At 68.5% G+C, this 18,109-nt stretch carries 16 protein-coding genes, 1 pseudogene and 1 riboswitch; of the genes and pseudogenes, 10 read left to right on the top strand and 7 right to left on the bottom strand.

What is annotated here, in order from left to right:
* Window positions 1-90 precede the first annotated feature (90 nt).
* A complete protein-coding gene (locus A5696_RS11830; RefSeq protein WP_067878240.1) occupies window positions 91-1,422 on the top strand; it encodes an aspartate aminotransferase family protein in 1,332 nt (443 codons plus the stop codon).
* Here the strand turns inward: A5696_RS11830 and A5696_RS11825 are convergent.
* Window positions 1,397-1,648: a hypothetical protein gene (locus A5696_RS11825; protein WP_082956395.1), complete on the bottom strand. Its 252-nt coding sequence runs from the start codon at window positions 1,646-1,648 to the stop codon at window positions 1,397-1,399. The genes A5696_RS11830 and A5696_RS11825 overlap by 26 nt on opposite strands.
* Before the next feature lie 214 nt (window positions 1,649-1,862).
* Between A5696_RS11825 and A5696_RS11820 the strand changes: the two genes are divergently transcribed.
* Genes A5696_RS11820 through A5696_RS11800 form a run of 5 tightly spaced genes read left to right on the top strand, consistent with a single transcriptional unit; the run spans window position 1,863 to window position 6,376 of the window.
* On the top strand, window positions 1,863-3,101 hold the full coding sequence (locus A5696_RS11820) for a D-alanyl-D-alanine carboxypeptidase family protein (protein ID WP_067878237.1): 1,239 nt from the start codon (window positions 1,863-1,865) through the stop codon (window positions 3,099-3,101).
* Between the two features lie 33 nt (window positions 3,102-3,134).
* Window positions 3,135-3,464: a hypothetical protein gene (locus A5696_RS11815; protein WP_067878315.1), complete on the top strand. Its 330-nt coding sequence runs from the start codon at window positions 3,135-3,137 to the stop codon at window positions 3,462-3,464.
* On the top strand, window positions 3,461-4,837 hold the full coding sequence (locus tag A5696_RS11810) for a sugar porter family MFS transporter (RefSeq protein WP_067878234.1): 1,377 nt from the start codon (window positions 3,461-3,463) through the stop codon (window positions 4,835-4,837). The genes A5696_RS11815 and A5696_RS11810 overlap by 4 nt, the downstream gene beginning before the upstream one ends.
* Window positions 4,828-5,955: an N-acetylglucosamine-6-phosphate deacetylase gene (nagA, locus tag A5696_RS11805; RefSeq protein ID WP_067878231.1), complete on the top strand. Its 1,128-nt coding sequence runs from the start codon at window positions 4,828-4,830 to the stop codon at window positions 5,953-5,955. The genes A5696_RS11810 and nagA overlap by 10 nt, the downstream gene beginning before the upstream one ends.
* Before the next feature lie 52 nt (window positions 5,956-6,007).
* A complete protein-coding gene (locus tag A5696_RS11800) occupies window positions 6,008-6,376 on the top strand; it encodes a DoxX family protein (RefSeq protein ID WP_067878311.1) in 369 nt (122 codons plus the stop codon).
* Between the two features lie 10 nt (window positions 6,377-6,386).
* Here the strand turns inward: A5696_RS11800 and yhjD are convergent, their stop codons facing one another.
* Window positions 6,387-7,412, bottom strand: coding sequence for an inner membrane protein YhjD (gene yhjD / locus A5696_RS11795; RefSeq protein WP_067878228.1), 1,026 nt, complete (start codon window positions 7,410-7,412; stop codon window positions 6,387-6,389).
* An 8-nt stretch (window positions 7,413-7,420) separates the two neighbouring features.
* The gene (gene trpS, locus A5696_RS11790; RefSeq protein ID WP_067878225.1) at window positions 7,421-8,440 is read right to left on the bottom strand and encodes a tryptophan--tRNA ligase; all 1,020 of its coding nucleotides are present in this window, start codon (window positions 8,438-8,440) and stop codon (window positions 7,421-7,423) included.
* A gap of 74 nt (window positions 8,441-8,514) precedes the next feature.
* On the opposite strand from trpS, the gene A5696_RS11785 reads away from it, so the two are divergent.
* Window positions 8,515-9,357, top strand: coding sequence for an alpha/beta fold hydrolase (locus tag A5696_RS11785; protein ID WP_082956389.1), 843 nt, complete (start codon window positions 8,515-8,517; stop codon window positions 9,355-9,357).
* On the opposite strand, the gene A5696_RS11780 is transcribed toward A5696_RS11785, so the two are convergent.
* Together A5696_RS11780 and A5696_RS11775 are read right to left on the bottom strand one after the other, a co-directional pair.
* Entirely contained in the window at window positions 9,346-10,575 is a 1,230-nt protein-coding gene (locus tag A5696_RS11780) for an NADP-dependent isocitrate dehydrogenase (RefSeq protein ID WP_067878221.1), read from the bottom strand. The two genes, A5696_RS11785 and A5696_RS11780, sit on opposite strands and share 12 nt — an antisense overlap.
* Before the next feature lie 16 nt (window positions 10,576-10,591).
* Entirely contained in the window at window positions 10,592-12,829 is a 2,238-nt protein-coding gene (locus tag A5696_RS11775; protein WP_067878218.1) for an NADP-dependent isocitrate dehydrogenase, read from the bottom strand.
* 192 nt (window positions 12,830-13,021) lie between these two features.
* Window positions 13,022-13,139: riboswitch (SAM riboswitch) on the top strand.
* Window positions 13,140-13,285: 146 nt separating this feature from the next.
* Between A5696_RS11775 and A5696_RS11770 the strand changes: the two genes are divergently transcribed.
* The 3 genes from A5696_RS11770 to A5696_RS11760 are packed head-to-tail and all read left to right on the top strand — an operon-like array spanning window position 13,286 to window position 16,534.
* On the top strand, window positions 13,286-14,659 hold the full coding sequence (locus A5696_RS11770; RefSeq protein ID WP_067878215.1) for a bifunctional o-acetylhomoserine/o-acetylserine sulfhydrylase: 1,374 nt from the start codon (window positions 13,286-13,288) through the stop codon (window positions 14,657-14,659).
* Window positions 14,660-14,669: 10 nt separating this feature from the next.
* Window positions 14,670-15,803 (top strand): homoserine O-acetyltransferase, encoded by a 1,134-nt coding sequence (locus tag A5696_RS11765; RefSeq protein WP_067878304.1) that lies wholly within the window; start codon window positions 14,670-14,672, stop codon window positions 15,801-15,803.
* Window positions 15,800-16,534 carry a class I SAM-dependent methyltransferase gene (locus tag A5696_RS11760; protein ID WP_067878211.1) on the top strand — a complete coding sequence of 245 codons (735 nt, stop codon included), beginning with the start codon at window positions 15,800-15,802 and terminating at the stop codon, window positions 16,532-16,534. The genes A5696_RS11765 and A5696_RS11760 overlap by 4 nt, the downstream gene beginning before the upstream one ends.
* A 10-nt stretch (window positions 16,535-16,544) precedes the next feature.
* On the opposite strand, the gene A5696_RS11755 is transcribed toward A5696_RS11760, so the two are convergent.
* Both A5696_RS11755 and A5696_RS29165 read right to left on the bottom strand, forming a co-directional pair.
* Window positions 16,545-17,789, bottom strand: coding sequence for a PE-PPE domain-containing protein (locus A5696_RS11755; protein WP_082968996.1), 1,245 nt, complete (start codon window positions 17,787-17,789; stop codon window positions 16,545-16,547).
* A 158-nt stretch (window positions 17,790-17,947) separates the two neighbouring features.
* Window positions 17,948-18,109, bottom strand: a pseudogene (locus tag A5696_RS29165) (hypothetical protein); the annotation flags it as partial.

The following is an 18,109-nucleotide window of genomic DNA, read 5'->3' as shown; positions in this document are numbered from 1 at the left end:
CGCGCAGGGTAGCCCCATCGGTACATCACACCACTTCAGGCCCGCCGCACAAGTGCTGCCGGACAACCGGGAGCTACGCTCACGGACAAGATGACCGACAACCTGTGGCTGCACTTCGCCCGGCACGGCCCCGGCATCACGCCGCCGGTCATCACCCGCGGCGAGGGGGTCAGGATCTTCGACGACCGCGGCCGCGGCTACCTCGACGGGCTGTCGGGGCTGTTCACGGTGCAGGTCGGCCACGGCCGCGCCGAACTCGCCGAGGTCGCCGCCCGGCAGGCCGGCACGCTGGCGTACTTCCCGCTGTGGGGGTACGCGCACCCATCCGCCATCGAGCTCGCCGAGCGGCTCGCCCGATATGCGCCCGCCGACCTCAACCGGGTCTTCTTCACCAGCGGCGGCACCGAGGCCGTCGAGACGGCGTGGAAGGTGGCCAAGCAGTACTTCAAGCTCACCGGCAAACCCGGCAAGCACAAGGTGATTTCGCGCTCGGTCGCCTACCACGGCACCACGCAGGGGGCTTTGGCGATCACCGGGCTGCCGCGCTACAAGGCGCCGTTCGAGCCGGTGACCCCGGGCGGCTTTCGGGTGCCCAACACGAACCTCTACCGCGCGCCCGAGCCATTCACCAACGACCCCAAAGGGTTTGGGCGATGGGCCGCCGACCGCATCGCCGAGGCGATCGAGTTCGAGGGACCCGACACCGTCGCCGCGGTGTTTCTGGAGCCCGTGCAGAACGCGGGCGGCTCGATCCCGCCTCCCCCGGGCTATTTCGAGCGGGTGCGCGAGATCTGCGACTTTTACGACGTGCTGCTGGTCTCCGACGAGGTGATCTGCGCGTTCGGCCGGATCGGCTCGATGTTCGCCTGTACCGACTTCGGGTACGTGCCCGACATGATCACCTGCGCCAAGGGCCTGACGTCGGGCTACGCGCCGCTGGGGGCGATGATCGCGCGCGAGCGGCTGTTCGAGCCCTTCAACGACGGCAAAACCATGTTCCCGCACGGCTATACGTTCGGCGGCCACCCGGTGTCGGCCGCGGTGGCGCTGGCCAACCTCGACATCTTCGAGCGCGAAGGGCTGGGCGAGCGCGTCAAACACCACGCGCCGGCCTTCCGGGCCACGCTGGAGAAGCTCTACGACCTGCCCATCGTCGGCGACGTGCGCGGCGAGGGGTATTTCTACAGCGTCGAACTGGTCAAGGACCAGGCGACCAGGCAGACCTTCACCGACGACGAACGCGGGCCGCTGCTGGGCCGGGTGTCCTCGGCGCTCTTCGAGGCCGGGTTGTACTGCCGCACCGACGACCGCGGGGATTCCGTCGTCCAGCTGGCGCCGCCGCTGATCAGCGGCCGGGCCGAGTTCGACGTCATCGAGGCCGCCCTGCGCGGCGTGCTCAGCGAGGAGTCTCGGCGGCTGTAGCGAGGATCCGGTTGACCTCGTACGCGGCCAGCAACACCTCGCGCGAGTGCGCGGTGCTCGGATTGCCCGCCATCCGCGTCTGCGCGTTGCAGAGCCAGGTGAGCGCCGACCGCAGGTCGCCGTCCGGCGCGGCATCGCGATGCTGCTTCAGCTCGGTCAACACCCCGTCGAGCCGGGAGTGCCGGACCTGGGTGCCCTTCTCGACCTGCTTGATCAGTTGTTCCAGCGAGCGCGGGCCGTCACCGTCGCGCCGCCACTTCGAGAAAATTCGGTTGTTCCCCAATGGGCAGACCCTTCGGTGGAGGTGGTCAAGCCGACCGCATGACAGCGTAGTGGTTCGCCGCGAGGGCGGCTCGTCCGGGGGATTGGTAACATCCGCCCCACCAGTCACAGCGCGGCTCCCGGGAATCGGGCGCCGGATCGCCTAGTCTGCACACACAATGAACCTCTTACGCCGAGCGTCGTGCCTGGTTGCTGCGGTTTTGATGGCGGCCGCGCCTGCGGCGCTCGCCGCGCCGGCGTTCGCCGAACCGCCCCCCGGCCCCAACGCCGGCCCGGGCAACTGCCCGTATCAGGTGAACACCCCGCCCGCGGTGGATTCGTCGGAGGCCCCGGCCGCCGGCGACCCGCCGATGCCGCTGGCGGTGCCACCCAAGCCGGTCGGCGGCGAGGCGCTGGGCAGCTGCGGCGTCGTCGCGGCGCCCGACACGGCGCCGCTGCCCGGCGACGTGTCCGCCGACGCGTGGCTGGTGGCGGACCTGGACAGCGGCGCGGTCATCGCCGCCAAGGACCCGCACGGACGGCACCGCCCGGCCAGCATCATCAAGGTGCTGGTCGCGATGGCCTCGATCAACGCGTTGCCCCTCAACAAGTCCGTCCCGGGCACCGCCGACGACGCGGCGGCCGAGGGCACCAAGGTCGGCGTGACCGACGGCGGCGTGTTCACCGTCAACCAGTTGCTGCACGGCCTGTTGATGCACTCCGGCAACGACGCCGCCCACGCGCTGGCCATGCAACTCGGCGGCATGCAGCAGGCGTTGGACAAGATCAACGTGCTGGCCGCCAAGCTCGGCGGCCGCGACACCCGGGTCGCGACCCCGTCCGGGCTGGACGGGCCCGGCATGAGCACGTCGGCCTACGACATCGGGCTGTTCTACCGCTACGCCTGGCAGAACCCCACCTTCGCCGACATCGTCGCGACGCGGACCTTCGACTTCCCCGGCCACGGCGACCACCCCGGCTACGAGCTGGAAAACGACAACCAGCTGCTGTACAAGTATCCCGGCGCCATGGGCGGCAAGACCGGCTACACCGACGACGCGGGCCAGACCTTCGTGGGCGCGGCCAACCACGACGGGCGACGGCTGATGGCGGTGCTGCTGCACGGGACCCGGCAGCCGATCGCGCCGTGGGAACAGGCGGCGCACCTGCTGGACTACGGGTTTTCCACGCCGCGGGGCACCCAGGTCGGCACGCTGATCGAGCCCGATCCCTCGCTGCTGCCGACCCGCCACGACGGCGCCGCCGACCGGCCGGGCGCCGGCGCGCAGGCCGCCGGGTTCATGCCGTCGGCGGACGCGCTGCCGGTGCGGGTGGGCGTCGCGGTGATCGGCACGATCATCGTGTTTAGTTTGATCATGGTCGCACGCTCGCTGAACCGCCGACCGCAACACCGTTGACCGCCCCGATTTCGCTGTGGCAGCGTCGTGCAGGTGAGTAAAGCCCTGTACGAAGACGCCGGCCTCCGGCTCGACGAGGACGGAATCACCATCCGCCGCTACTACTTCCCTTGGACCGGGCCGAAGCGGATCGCCTACGCGCAAATCCGGCAGATCCAGACGAAGCTCATGACCTGGCTTTCCGGCAAGGGCCGCCTCTGGGGGACGGCCGACCCCCGCTACTGGTTCCCGCTGGACATCCACCGCCCCGGCAAACGGATGCTGCTCATCCTTGACATCGGCCGCCTAGTAAGGCCCTGCATTACGCCCGACGACCCCGACCGGGTCATCGAGCTGCTGCGCGGCCGGGCGCCGGTCAACTGACCGGCGGCGAGTCGCCGCGCGCATCGCAGCGGGGCCTGCGGGTCGGGCTCACCGCCGCCGCCGTGGGCGTCATCTACGGCTACGACCTGTCGATCATCGCCGCCGCGCAGCTGTTCGTCACCGAGGACTTCGGCCTGTCCACCCGGCAACAGGAACTGCTGACGACGATGGTGGTGATCGGACAGATCGCCGGGGCGCTCGGTGCCGGCGTGCTCGCGAATGCCATCGGACGCAAGAAGTCGATGGTGCTGATCGCCGTCAGCTACGCGCTTTTCGCGGTGCTGGCCGCGTTCTCGGTCTCGCTGCCGATGCTGTTGGCGGCGCGCTTCCTGCTCGGGCTGACCATCGGCGTGACGGTGGTGGTGGTCCCGGTCTACGTGGCGGAATCGTCCCCGGCGGCGGTGCGCGGCTCGCTGTTGACGGCCTATCAGCTGGCGATCGTCAGCGCGCTGATCGTCGGCTACCTGACCGGTTACCTGCTGGCCGGCACCCACAGCTGGCGGTGGATGCTCGGGCTGGCCGCGGTGCCCGCAATCGTGTTGCTGCCCATGCTGATCCGGATGCCCGACACCGCCCGGTGGTACCTGCTGAAGGGCCGCGCCGACGACGCCCGCCGGGCCCTGCTGCGCATCGAGCCGGACGCGCGCGCCGACGAGGAGCTGGCCGAGATCTCCCGCGCCCTGACCGAGGGTAGCGGCGGCGTCTCCGAGATGCTGCGCAAGCCGTACCTGCGGGCCACCGCCTTCGTGGTCACGCTGGGGTTCCTGATCCAGATCACCGGCATCAACGCGATCATCTACTACAGCCCCCGCATCTTCGAGGCCATGGGTTTCACCGGCAATTTCGCGCTGCTGGGGTTGCCGGCGCTGGTTCAGGTCGCCGGTGTGGCGGCCGTGTGCACCGCGCTGCTGCTCGTCGACCGCGTGGGCCGGCGCCCGATCCTGTTGTGCGGCATCGCGATGATGATCGTCGCCGACATCGTGCTGCTGGCCGTGTTCGCCCACGGCCGCCTCGGCGGCGCGGGGCTGGTTTTCGGGTTCGCCGGTGTGCTGCTGTTCATCTTCGGCTACACCGCGGGTTTCGGGTCGCTGGGCTGGGTGTACGCCAGCGAGAGTTTCCCGTCAAGGCTGCGGTCGATCGGGTCGAGCGCGATGCTCACCTCCAACCTGGTCGCCAACGCGATCGTGGCCGCCGTGTTCCTGACGATGCTGCATTCCCTCGGCGGCGCGGCAACTTTCGCGGTGTTCGCGGCGCTCGCGGTGGTCGCGTTCGGCTTCGTCTACCGGTTCGCCCCCGAGACCAAGGGCCGCCAGCTCGAGGAGATCAGCAAGTTCTGGGAAAACGGCGGGCACTGGGAGAACCGGTGCGATTGATCGCCGCGGGCGCCGTGGTCCTCGACGATCGGGTCGACCGGCCGGGCTGGCTGGAGTTTTCCGGCGGGCGGATCCGGGACCGCGGGGCCGGGCCGCCGCCGCGGCCGGCCGACGACGATTTCCCGGATTGCCTTGTGGTTCCGGGCTTTATCGACATGCATGTGCACGGCGGCGGTGGGGCGTCCTACACCGATCCCGCCGGCGCCGGCGCCGCCGCCGGCTTCCACCTGCGGCACGGCACCACCACGACGCTGGCCAGCCTGGTCACCGCGGCGCCGGACGAGCTGATCGCCGGCGTGGATGCGCTCGCCGCGGCCACCCGGCGGGGCACGGTCGCGGGCATCCACCTGGAGGGGCCGTGGCTGAGCCGGGCGCGCTGCGGCGCGCACGACCCCGCCCGGATGCGCGACCCCGATCCCGCCGAGATCGACGCCGTGCTGGCCGCGGGGGGCGGGGCGATCCGGATGGTGACGTTGGCGCCCGAACTGCCCGGATCCGACGACGCGATCCGGCGCTTCCTTGACGCGAATGTCGTTGTGGCCCTGGGCCATACCGATGCGACCTACGAGCAGGCGAAACGGGCCATCGCCGCGGGCGCCACGGTCGGCACCCACCTGTTCAATGCGATGCCGCCGCTGCACCACCGCGAGCCGGGGCCCGCGCTCGCTCTGCTGCAGGAGCCGGGGGTGACCGTCGAGCTCATCGCCGACGGCGTGCACGTGCACCCGGAGGTGGCGCGGGCGGTGATCCAAGCCGCGGGGCCCGACCGGGTCGCCCTGGTGACCGACGCGATCGCGGCGGCCGGCCGCACCGACGGGGCCTTTCGGCTCGGTGGGGTGCCGATCGACGTCGAATCCGGTGTGGCGCGGGTGCGGGGCACGTCGACGATCGCCGGCGGCACCGCCACGATGGACCGGATCTTCCGCACCGTGGCCTCAGACGCGGGAGACGCGGGGCTCGAGGCCGCCGCGCGGATGACCGCCACCACGCCGGCCCGGGCGCTGGGGCTCGACGGGGTGGGCAGCCTGCGGGTCGGTTACGACGCCAATCTGGTTGTGCTGGACGGCTCTTTGGAAGTCAGTGCCGTCATGGTCCGCGGCGAGTGGCGTCACATCTAGGGCGGCCATCGCGTCATACCTCTGAGTCGCCGTCAACGACAAGGAGGTCATGATGAACGTGTTGCTATGGACGCTGCAGGCAGCGCTCGCCGCGGTGTTCACCGCGTCCGGCCTGGCGAAGATCAGCCGGCCCAAGGACCGGCTCATCGCCAGCGGCCAGACCGGGGTCGCGCCGTTCCCGCTGCCGGTGATCCGCGTCACCGCGCTGTGCGAATTGCTGGGCGTCATAGGCATTCTGCTGCCCCGGCTGCTGGGTGTCGCCGCGTTCCTCACCCCGCTGGCCGCCGCCGGGTTCGCGATCGTCATGGTGGGCGCCATCGGCTCGCACGCTTACCTGCGTGAACCGCGCAACGTCGCGCTGACCGCGGTGATCTTCGTGGCCGCCGTCATCGTGGCCGTCGGCAGGACGCTCGGCCCGTGAGCCCGCGGGGCTAGCGAAGCCACCGGGCCACGCGCGAAAACGCCAGCACCCCAGCGGCGCCCACGCCCATCGCGGTCAGGGTCTGGCGCGCGCTGAGTCCCTCGTCCACCACGCGCGGGGCGATGATCGCCGGCGGCGGCGGTTCGACGGGCCTGGCCCGCGGGTCGGTCGACGCGGTGGCGGCCCAGGCCGCGGCGAACAGCACCAGATACGCGGTGATGTAGGAGAACACCATCAGCCCCAGCACCGGCCCGAAGGTGGCGCCCGCCGGGCTGCGCAACACCACCCGCAGATACACCGATGCCACCTGCTTGAACAGTTCGAAGCCGACCGCCGCCAGCAGCCCGGCCCGCGCCGAGTCCACGACGCTGACCTTCTGTCGCGGCAGCCGGGCGATCATCCAGGTGAACAGCAGCCACGACACCAGCACCGCCACCAATATCGAGACGAGCCAGAACAGCCAGTCGAACACCGAAACATGCGGAATCTTGAGCCATTTCAGCAGGGCGGCCAGCGGCGCCTGGTGGCCGAGGGTGGTGATGGCGATGGTGGCCACGGTCACCGCGAAGGTGCCCAGCATCGCCAGCAGATCCGAAAGTTTGTTGCGCACAAAGCCGGGCGACTCGATGCGCCGATCCCACCACATCTCGGTGATCGCCCCCCGCAGATGGGAGATCCACCCCAACCCCGCCCAGGCGGCGGTCACCAGTCCGATGACGCCCACGGAGGTCCGCGCGTCGATCGCCGAATTCATCAGGTCCACGAGCTGCTGCGACAGCGCGCCGGACACCGCGGACCGGATGTGGTCGTCGATCGTGCTCAGCAGCTGACGCCGGGTCGCCAGCACGAAGCCGAATGCCGCGAAACCGACCATCAGCAACGGGAATAGCGCGAAGATCGTGTAGTACGAGAGGCCGGCCGCGTAGAAGCCGCCGTTGCGCTCGTCGAAGCGCTCATAAGCCCGCATGACGTGGTCGAACCAGCCGAACCGCGCCCGCAGCCGATCCAGGACCCCGGGCTTGGCCGGCTCGCTCATGATGAGACCTATCCCCGTTGCGGAAGGAAACCTAACCGATCGTAAACCCGCCGAACGGTTTTCCCGGCGACATCCTCGGCGCGCTCGGCCCCGGCCGCGAGCACCGACTCCAATTCGGCGCGGTCGGCCAGCAATTCGTCGACGCGCGCCTTGATCGGGCTCACGAACTCGACGACGGCGTCGGCGGTGTCCTTCTTCAGGTCGCCGTAACCGCGCCCGGCGTAGCCGTCGACCAGCTTCTCGATGCCCACCCCGGTGACGGCGGATTGGATCGTGAGCAGGTTCGACACCCCCGGCTTGGCGTCGGTGTCGTACCGGATCTCGCGCTCACTGTCGGTGACGGCGGAACGAATCTTCTTGGCCGACAACGCCGGATCGTCGAGCAGGTTGATCAGCCCCGCGTCGGTGGACGCCGATTTGCTCATCTTCGCGGTCGGCAGCTGCAGGTCGTAGATCTTGGCGGTCGCCTTGGGGATGAGCACGTCGGGAACCACGAACGTATCCGGGAAGCGGCCGTTGAACCGCTGCGCGATGTCGCGGGCCAGCTCGAGGTGCTGGCGCTGGTCCTCGCCCACCGGCACCAGGTCGCTGTCGTAGGCCAGCACGTCGGCGGCCTGCAGCACCGGATAGGTGAACAGCCCGACGGTGGTCGCGTCGCTGCCCTGGCGCGCCGACTTGTCCTTGAACTGCGTCATCCGCGACGCCTGGCCGAAGCCGGTGAAGCATCCGAGCACCCACGCCAGCTGGGTGTGGGCGGGCACCTGGCTCTGCACGAAGACGGTGCTGCGGCCCGGGTCGATGCCCAGCGCGAGGTACTGGGCGGCCGTGACCAGGGTCCGGCGCCGCAGCGCCTCGGGGTCCTGCGGGACGGTGATGGCGTGCAGGTCGACGACGCAGAAGAACGAGTCGTGATCGTCTTGCAGCGCGACCCACTGGGTGACGGCGCCCAGCGCGTTACCGAGATGAAGCGAGTCGGACGTGGGTTGCACGCCGGAGAAAATCCGGCGGGATCCGGTGGCGATGCTCATGGTCTCCCGATCTTTTCACGCGCGCACCCGCCCTTGTTTGCAGTACCGCCGGTACCGCCATTACTGTCGGGGATATGGGGAATCGTTCGCCGATCCATCTCGGTTCCGGGGAGCCGGTCCTGCTGCTGCACCCGTTCCTGCTGTCGCAGGCGGTGTGGGACGACGTGGCGCGGCAGCTGGCCGACACCGGCCGCTACGAGGTCTTCGCCCCGACGATGGCCGGCCACAACGGCGGCCCCAAGGCCGGGACCTGGTTCCTGTCGTCGGAGGTCCTCGCCGACCACGTGGAGCGCCAGATGGACGAGCTGGGCTGGGAAACCGCCCATATCGTCGGCAACTCGCTGGGCGGCTGGGTGGCCTTCGAGCTGGAGCGGCGCGGCCGGGCGCGCAGCGTCACCGGCATCGCCCCGGCCGGCGGCTGGACGCGCTGGACCCCGGCGAAGTTCGAGGTCATTTTCAAGTTCATCCTGGGCATCCCGCTGTTGCTGCTCGCCTGGGCGTTCGGGCCGCGCGTGCTGCACCTGCCGTTCAGCCGGCAATTGGCGACCTACGCGATCAGCGCCAAACCCGACGGCGTCAGCGAGCGCCAGCTGTCGGCCATCATCGACGACGTCAGGCACTGCCCCGCCTACTTCCAGCTGCTGGTCAAGGCCACGCTGCTGCACGGCCTGCGGGAGGTCGCCCAGAACGCCGTCCCGGCCCATCTGGTGATCTGCGAGAAGGACCGGATCCTGCCCGCGCCCAGGTTCAGCCGGCACTTCACCAGCCAGCTGCCCAGGGACAGTCACCAGGTCACCAAACTCGACGGCGTCGGGCACGTGCCGATGTTCGAGGCGCCCGAGCGGATCACCCGGGTGATCACCGAGTTCATCGAGGAATGCTGCCCGGCCCCGAACCGGGGGGAATCAACCGGCTAGGGCCTTCTCCAGGTTCTCGGCGATGGAGTTCAGGAACTCCTCGCTTTGCTGCCATTCCTGCTCGGGGCCGATCAGGATGGCGAGGTCCTTGGTCATCTTGCCGCCCTCGACGGTGGCGATGACGACCTCTTCCAGCTTCTGGGCGAACTCGATGACCTCGGGGGTGTTGTCCAGCTTGCCGCGGTGCTGCAGTCCCCGGGTCCAGGCGAAGATCGACGCGATCGGGTTGGTCGAGGTCGGCTTGCCGGCCTGGTACTGCCGGAAGTGGCGCGTGACGGTGCCGTGCGCGGCCTCGGCCTCGACCGTCCTGCCGTCGGCGGTCATCAGCACCGACGTCATCAACCCCAGCGAGCCGTAGCCCTGCGCGACGGTGTCGGACTGCACGTCGCCGTCGTAGTTCTTGCAGGCCCAGACGTAGCCGCCCTCCCACTTCAGGCAGGCCGCGACCATATCGTCGATGAGCCGGTGCTCGTAGGTCAGCCCCTCCGCTTCGAACTTGTCCTTGAATTCCTCGTCGTAGATGCGCTGGAACTCGTCTTTGAACATGCCGTCGTAGGCCTTGAGGATGGTGTTCTTGGTGGACAGGTACACCGGCCACTTGGCGTTCAGGCCGTAGGCGAACGAGGCGCGCGCGAAATCACGGATCGAGTCCTTGAAGTTGTACATCCCCATCACGACGCCGCCGTCCTCGGGGATGGACACCACCTCGTGCACCATGGGCTCGCTGCCGTCGGCGGGCGTGAAGGTCAGGGTGACGGTGCCCGGCTTGTCCACCTTGAAGTTCGTCGCCCGGTACTGGTCGCCGAAAGCGTGCCGGCCGATGACGATCGGCTTGGTCCAGCCCGGCACCAGGCGCGGCACGTTCGAGATCACGATCGGCTCGCGGAAGATGGTGCCGCCCAAGATGTTCCGGATCGTCCCGTTGGGCGACAGCCACATCTTCTTGAGGTTGAATTCGTGGACTCGCGCCTCGTCGGGGGTGATGGTTGCGCACTTGACGCCCACGCCGTGCCTCTTGATCGCGTACGCCGCGTCGATCGTGACCTGGTCGTCGGTGCGGTCGCGGTGTTCGATCCCCAGGTCGTAGTACTCCAGGTTGATGTCCAGGTGCGGCAGGATCAGCATGTCCTTGATGAGCTTCCAGATGACGCGCGTCATCTCGTCGCCGTCGAGCTCGACGACCGGGCCCTTGACCTTGATCTTGCCTTCGCCTGTCATATCGAGCTCGACTTTCTCAGCCTTGCGAAGCTGCCAGCGCTTTGTTGAACGTTTTGCTCGGCCGCATGACTGCAGTCAGCTTCTCGGTGTCCGGGCGATAGTAGCCGCCGATGTCCACGGCCCCGCCCTGCGCTTCCGCGAGCTCGGCCACGATGGCGTCCTCGTTGCGGCTCAGCGAGTCGGCCAGCGCGGCGAAGTGCTCGCGCAGCTCGTCGTCCTCGGTTTGCGCGCCAAGTTGCTCGGCCCAGTACAGCGCGAGGTAGAACTGGCTGCCGCGGTTGTCGAGTTCGCCGGTCTTGCGCGACGGACTCTTGTCGTTCTCCAGCAGCTTGCCGATCGCCGCATCCAGCGTCTCACCCAGAATCTTGGCGCGTTCGTTGCCGGTCTTGATCCCGATGTCCTCGAAACACGCTCCCAGAGCGAGGAACTCGCCGAGGGAATCCCAGCGCAGATGATTTTCCTCGACCAGTTGGTGGACGTGCTTGGGCGCCGAGCCGCCCGCCCCGGTTTCATACATTCCGCCGCCTGACATCAGCGGCACGATGGACAGCATCTTGGCGCTGGTGCCGAGCTCCAGGATCGGGAACAGGTCGGTGAGGTAGTCGCGCAGGATGTTTCCGGTGGCGGCGATGGTGTCCTGCCCGCGCATTGCGCGCTCGATCGTGTACCTCATCGCCCACACCTGCGGCATGATCTGGATCTCCAGGCCCTCGGTGTCGTGCTCCTTCAGGTACTGCTTCACCTTCTTGCGCAGCTCGACCTCGTGCGGCCGTTCGGTGTCCAGCCAGAACACCACCGTCATGCCCGAGTTCCGCGCGCGGGTGACGGCCAGCTTGACCCAGTCGCGGATCGCTTCGTCGGTGACGATCGGCATGCGCCAGATGTCGCCCGCCTCCACGTTCTGGGTGAGCAGGACTTCCCCGGTGTCGAGGTCGACGATGTCCGCGACGCCGTCCTCGGGGACCTCGAAAGTCTTGTCGTGCGAGCCGTACTCCTCGGCCTGCTGGGCCATCAGGCCGACGTTGGGCACCGTGCCCATCGTGGTCGGATCGAACTGCCCGTGCGTCTTACAGAAGTTGATGATCTCCTGATAGATGCGCGAGAAGGTCGACTCGGGGTTCACGGCCTTGGTGTCCTTCTGCCGCCCGTCGGCGCCCCACATCTTGCCGCCGGCGCGGATCATCGCCGGCATCGACGCATCCACGATCACGTCGCTGGGCGAGTGGAAGTTGGTGATGCCCTTGGCCGAATCGACCATCGCGAGCTCGGGGCGGTGCTCGTGGCAGGCGTGCAGGTCGCGGATGATCTCCTCGTGCTGCGTCGCGGGCAGCGACTCGATCTTGTTGTAGAGATCGATCAGTCCGTTGTTGACGTTGACGCCGAGCTCGTCGAAGAGCGCCTGGTGCTTGGCGAACGCATCCTTGTAGAACACCTTCACGGCGTGGCCGAAGACGATGGGATGGGACACCTTCATCATCGTCGCCTTGACGTGCAGCGAGAACATCACGCCGGTCTCGTAGGCGTCCTGCATCTGTTCCTCGTAGAACTCGACCAGGGCCTTCTTGCTCATGAACATGGAATCGATGACGTCGCCGTCGCGCAGCTCCACCTTCGGTTTGAGCTCGAGGGTCTCCCCACTCTTGGTCCGAAGCACCATCTTCACGTTGCGCGCGCGGTCCAGGGTCATCGACTTCTCGCCGTGGTAGAAGTCGCCGTGCCGCATGGTCGCGACGTGAGTGCGCGAGGCCGGCGACCACTTGCCCATGCTGTGGGGATGCTTGCGCGCGTACTCCTTGACGGCCTTCGGCGCGCGGCGGTCCGAGTTGCCCTGCCGCAGCACCGGGTTGACCGCGCTGCCGAGGCAGCGGGCGTAGCGGTTGCGAATTTCCTTGTCCTCGTCGGTCTTCGGGCTCTGCGGGAAGTCTGGGATCTTGAATCCCTGACCCTGCAGCTCCTTGACCGCGGCGATCAGCTGGGGCACCGAGGCGCTGATGTTCGGCAGCTTGATGATGTTGGTGTCGGGGAGCTTCGTCAGCGCGCCCAGCTCCGCCAGGTTGTCTTCGACCCGCTGCTCTTCGGTCAGGTGGTCGGGGAACTCGGCCAGGATCCGAGCGGCCAGGGAGATGTCACTGGTCTCGATCTTGATGCCGGCCGGCTCGGCGAAGGCGCGCAAGATCGGCAGGAAAGCGTAGGTCGCCAGCAGCGGCGCCTCGTCGGTCAGCGTGTAGATGACGGTCGGTTGTTCGGCGCACACGGTCCATCTCCCGGCGTCGTTGTCAGATATCGATGTCAGCTGTCGATGCTTGCTCAGCGTTCTGGTTGCCACGTTATCAAGGGTGTTCGGACGGGCGTCGACCTGCAGGTCCGCACGCTGGACGGCAGTACCCACGGCGACCGGATCGGCTCCGTTGGCATCCACGCGGCCTGATGAGATAGGCTTCACATCGGTCATGAGCGCCAGCGCTAAGCCCCGGCTTGCTGGCCGGCAACCCTCCAACCGCGGTGGGGTGCCCCGGGTGAAAGACCAGGTCTAGTAGCCACAGGCTGCGCGGCAAGCGCGGGTCCGCCATACCGGACCCCTGACTAGAGGGGAAACGTGATGCGCATTCAGCAAGCTCCTTCGCGTCTCGTCGTGTGCCGGCGTTAACCCATCGCCGCAAACGCCCCGATACCCGATTCATGCCCTCCCGAGAGAAAGCATTCCAGTCAAGTGAGCTCTGACAACGCCACGAACAGCGCCGAAGCCGACCCGGCGGCGCATTGGTCCTTCGAAACCAAGCAGGTGCACGCCGGCCAGCAACCGGACCAGGCGACCCACGCCCGCGCCCTGCCGATCTACCAGACCACGTCCTACACCTTCGACGACACCTCGCACGCCGCGGCGCTGTTCGGGCTGGAAGTGCCGGGCAACATCTACACGCGGATCGGCAACCCGACCACCGACGTCGTCGAGCAGCGCATCGCCGCGCTGGAAGCCGGCGTGGCCGCGCTGTTCCTGTCCTCCGGACAGGCGGCTGAGACATTCGCCATATTGAACCTCGCATGTGCCGGGGATCACATCGTCTCCAGCCCGCGGCTCTACGGCGGCACCTACAACCTGTTCCACTACTCGCTGGCCAAGCTCGGCATCGAGGTCAGCTTCGTCGAGGACCCCGATGACCTCGATTCGTGGCAGTCCGCGGTCCGGCCGAACACCAAGGCGTTCTTCGGCGAGACCATCTCCAACCCCAAGATCGACTTGCTGGACATCCCGGGGGTCGCCGGGGTCGCCCACGCGAACGGCGTCCCGCTGATCGTCGACAACACCATCGCCACGCCCTACCTGATCCAGCCGTTCTCCCACGGCGCCGACGTCGTGGTGCACTCGGCGACCAAGTACCTCGGCGGGCACGGCTCGGCGATCGCCGGCGTCATCGTCGACGGCGGCACCTTCGACTGGACGCAGGGCCGCTTCCCCGGCTTCACCACCCCCGACCCCAGCTACCACGGCGTGGTGTATGCCGAGCTCGGGCCGCCGGCGTACGCGCTCAAGGCGCGCGTGCAACTGCTGCGCGACCTCGGGTCGGCCGCTGCGCCGTTCAATGCGTTCCTGGTCGCCCAGGGCATCGAAACCCTGAGCCTGCGGATGGAACGCCACGTCGCCAACGCGCGGCGGGTCGCCGAGTTCCTGCAGGCCCATGACGGCGTGCTGTCGGTGAACTACGCGGGCCTGCGCAGCTCGCCGTGGCACGAGCGGGCAAAGAAGCTGGCGCCCAAGGGAACCGGGGCCGTGCTGGCGTTCGAGCTGGCCGGTGGGGTCGAGGCCGGCAAGGCGTTCGTGAACGCGCTGAAGCTGCACAGCCACGTCGCCAACATCGGCGACGTGCGCTCCCTGGTGATTCACCCGGCGTCGACCACCCACGCCCAACTGTCGCCGGAGGAGCAGCTGGCCACCGGCGTCACGCCGGGGTTGGTGCGGCTGGCCGTCGGCATCGAGGGCATCGACGACATCCTGGCCGACCTGGAGCTGGGCTTCGCCGCGGCGCGCAAGTTCGGTGCCGGGGCCGATGGAGCGGCAGACCCGCAGGCCGTGGCGGCGTTCTGAGGGCACCGGCATGACGATCTTTGACGTCGGAACCCAGACGCTGCCCGCCGAGGGCGAGGTCGGGTACGTCCACATCGGCTCGCTGACCACCGAGAGCGGAGCCGTGATCGACGACGTGTGCATCGCCATCCAGCGCTGGGGCGAGTTGTCGCCCACGCGCGACAACGTCGTGGTGGTCCTGCACGCGCTGACCGGCGACTCGCACATCACCGGCCCCGCCGGCGCCGGGCATCCCACGCCCGGCTGGTGGGACGGCGTGGCCGGGCCGGGCGCGCCGATCGACACCGATCGCTGGTGCGCGGTGGCCACCAACGTGCTCGGCGGTTGCCGTGGCTCCACCGGCCCGAGCTCGCTCGCCCGCGACGGAAAGCCTTGGGGCTCAAGGTTTCCGCTGATCTCAGTGCGCGACCAGGTGCAGGCCGACGTTGCCGCGCTGGCCGCCCTGGGCATCGACCGGGTGGCCGCGGTGGTCGGCGGATCCATGGGCGGCGCAAGGGCTTTGGAGTGGATCGTCGGCCATCCCGACCGGGTGCGGGCCGGGCTGCTGCTGGCCGTCGGCGCCCGCGCCACCGCCGACCAGATCGGCACCCAGGCCACGCAGGTCGCGGCGATCAAGGCCGACCCGAATTGGCAGGGCGGCGACTACCACGACACCGGCCGCAAGCCCGACGCCGGGCTGACGATCGCCCGCCGCTTCGCGCATCTGACCTACCGCGGGGAGGTCGAGCTCGACACCCGGTTCGCCAACGACGCCCAGGGCGACGAGGACCCGGTTCCCCCATTTGGCGGCGGCCGCTACGCGGTGCAGAGCTACCTGGAGCACCAGGGCGACAAGCTGTTGTCGCGCTTCGACGCGGGGAGCTATGTCGTCCTGACCGAGGCGCTGAGCAGTCATGATGTCGGCCGGGGCCGCGGCGGGGTGCGCAAGGCCCTGAGCGGCTGCCCGGTGCCCGTGGTGGTCGGCGGCATCACCTCGGACCGGCTCTACCCGCTGCGCCTGCAGGAGGAGCTGGCCGAGCTGCTGCCCGGCTGCACCGGGCTGCACGTCGTCGACTCCCTCTGTGGGCACGACGGCTTCCTGGTGGAGTCGGAGGCCGTCGGCGAGTTGATCCGCGAGACACTCGATTTGGCGGACAAACAGTGACCCGATCCCGACAGGACCGCTCGCTCTCATTCGGCTCGGCGGCCGCTGCCTACGAGCGAGGCCGTCCCTCCTATCCGCCGGAGGCGATCGACTGGCTGTTGCCCCGCGGCGCGCGCCGGGTGCTCGACCTCGGCGCGGGCACCGGCAAGCTGACGACCCGCCTGGTGGAGCGCGGCCTGGACGTGGTGGCCGTCGACCCGATTCCCGACATGCTGGAAGTGCTGCGCAGCTCGCTGCCGGAGACCCGCGCCCTGCTGGGGACGGCGGAAGAGATTCCGTTGGAGGACAACAGTGTTGACGCCGTGCTGGTCGCCCAGGCCTGGCACTGGGTGGATCCGGAGCGGGCGATTCCCGAGGTGGCCCGCGTGCTGCGTCCGGGCGGGCGGCTCGGCCTGGTGTGGAACACCCGCGACGAACGGCTGGGCTGGGTGCGCGAACTCGGCGAGATCATCGGCTCCGACGGCGACCGGGGACGCTTCGACGTGACGCTGTCCGAGTCCTTCACCGCGCCGGAGCGCCATCAGGTCGAATGGACGAACTACGTGACGCCGCAAGCCCTTATCGACCTGGTCGCGTCGCGCAGCTACTGCATCACGTCGCCGACCGAGGTCCGCACCCAAACGCTGGACCAGGTCCGCGAGTTGCTGGCCACCCATCCGGCGCTGGCCAACGCCAACGGCCTGGCATTGCCGTATGTCACCGTGTGCATCCGGGCGGCGCTGGCCGGGTAGGTTTGCGACCTCACCCCGGCAGGCTGGGCAGGCCTTGCAGTGTTCCCTGGGAGAAGTAGGGCCCCGCGTTCGGTGTCAGGGACGAGTAGCCGTCGTTGACGATCGGCTGCAGCCACGAGTTGAGGCCGCCCACGATTGGTTGCGGAACACCGATCTGCTCGAGCGGCAACAACATCGGGAGCGTCGGCGAGGGAATCATGTAGGTGGTGACCGTGCCGCCCAGGGACGTGGTTGTGCTGGATATTTCGACCGCTTCGGACAGCGAGGCGAGTGCCGTCGGGTCGTGGTAGTAGAGCCCACCGAAGAAGCAGTTGACCACTGCCGGCAGATCCCAGGGCCGGTCGGGCGGATTGCCGAAGAAGTCGTACTGGCCGAACACCACGCTGACGTCGTACTGGGTGTTGGGCAGGCCCTGCGCCGTGTAGTTGATCACGGGCACGGTCATCCCGTTCGGCAGGTAGATGTGCGCCAGGCCGAGCTCGGGGCTGGAGAAGACGGCGAACTGCAGGGAATGGGGCGGCGGAGCGGTGGGATCGGTTGCCAGATAAGCCAACTCGCGGTCGACGACGACGGTTCCCTCCGACAGCGCCGCAATGTGCACCGGTGAACCGTTACCGCTGGCGAGCGCAGTCATGATCTGGCCGTTGAGCGCTTGCTGTCCCATCGCGACGGCCTGGTTGACGCCGGGGGCCGCCAGGCTACCGCTGATGATGCCGATGCTGGCCGGGTAGCTGACCACCTGAGCCGTGGTGCCGGGGAACCAGTTCTCCCCGATGGCCTGGTTGAGCAGGTCGTAGCCCTGCAGGAATGACACCGAACTGGGCCCCGCGACCCCGCCCTGGAGCAGCACCTGGCCCAGATAGGGCAGCTCAGTGAGGAACCGTGGGTAGTAAAGCGGTCCCGCGCCCGGAACGGTGATCCGCGTGCCTGCCGCTGCTCCCGGGATAGGCTGGCGCACCGACAGCGTCTGGGCCGTCGCCATCTCGGTGGTCAGATACGTGTTCGCGTCCCCCGCCAACGCGAGCACGAATCTCTCGTGCAACTGCGCCGCTTGTGCGGTGAGCGCCTGGAATTCGACGGCTTGCGCGCCGAACAACCCGGCAATGCACCTCGACACCTCGTCGGCGCCCGCGGCCAACAGCGATGTGGTGGAGTGCGCAGCCGCCGCGTTCGCCGCGTTGACTGCGGCCCCGATCCCGGCCAAATCCTCAGCAGCGCTCAACAACAACTCGGGCGTTGCGAGGACATACGACACTGGCGCCTCTTTGCGGAGCTAATACGGTGGCTGTGAGGGTACTCGCAGCCGCAAGGCCAGGTGTGGCTTTCGCGCGCCGCCGTCGCCGCATAGCCCCGACGTTTTCCGGAGATCGACGCTACTGCGGAACGAAAGTTCCGGAGCTGGGACCGTGTCAGCTACGCCGCCTCGTCGTCGTCTCCATCGCGAAGCAGCTTCTCGGGGTGATGGAATGTGTTGGTTCTTGGTTGCCCGTAATCCAGATGCGGGGGCGGGATCCATTCGGTTTCGCCGCGGGCGTTGGTGCGGGTGGTCCAGCCTTGTTCGGCGAGTCGGTTGTC

The sequence above is a fragment of the Mycobacterium sp. E2699 genome, from assembly GCF_001666745.1.
Taxonomy (GTDB): Bacteria; Actinomycetota; Actinomycetes; order Mycobacteriales; family Mycobacteriaceae; genus Mycobacterium.
This window is presented reverse-complemented; position numbering and strand designations above follow the sequence as displayed.

Bases quoted from the DNA above. Each gene is read 5' to 3' on its own strand.
- yhjD (WP_067878228.1), bottom strand. From the start codon at position 7,412: ATGAGCGAGCCGGCCAAGCCCGGGGTCCTGGATCGGCTGCGGGCGCGG.
- A5696_RS11765 (WP_067878304.1), top strand. From the start codon at position 14,670: ATGACGATCTTTGACGTCGGAACCCAGACGCTGCCCGCCGAGGGCGAG.
- A5696_RS11780 (WP_067878221.1), bottom strand. From the start codon at position 10,575: ATGACAGGCGAAGGCAAGATCAAGGTCAAGGGCCCGGTCGTCGAGCTC.
- A5696_RS11830 (WP_067878240.1), top strand. From the start codon at position 91: ATGACCGACAACCTGTGGCTGCACTTCGCCCGGCACGGCCCCGGCATC.
- A5696_RS11785 (WP_082956389.1), top strand. From the start codon at position 8,515: ATGGGGAATCGTTCGCCGATCCATCTCGGTTCCGGGGAGCCGGTCCTG.
- A5696_RS11820 (WP_067878237.1), top strand. From the start codon at position 1,863: ATGAACCTCTTACGCCGAGCGTCGTGCCTGGTTGCTGCGGTTTTGATG.
- A5696_RS11800 (WP_067878311.1), top strand. From the start codon at position 6,008: ATGAACGTGTTGCTATGGACGCTGCAGGCAGCGCTCGCCGCGGTGTTC.
- trpS (WP_067878225.1), bottom strand. From the start codon at position 8,440: ATGAGCATCGCCACCGGATCCCGCCGGATTTTCTCCGGCGTGCAACCC.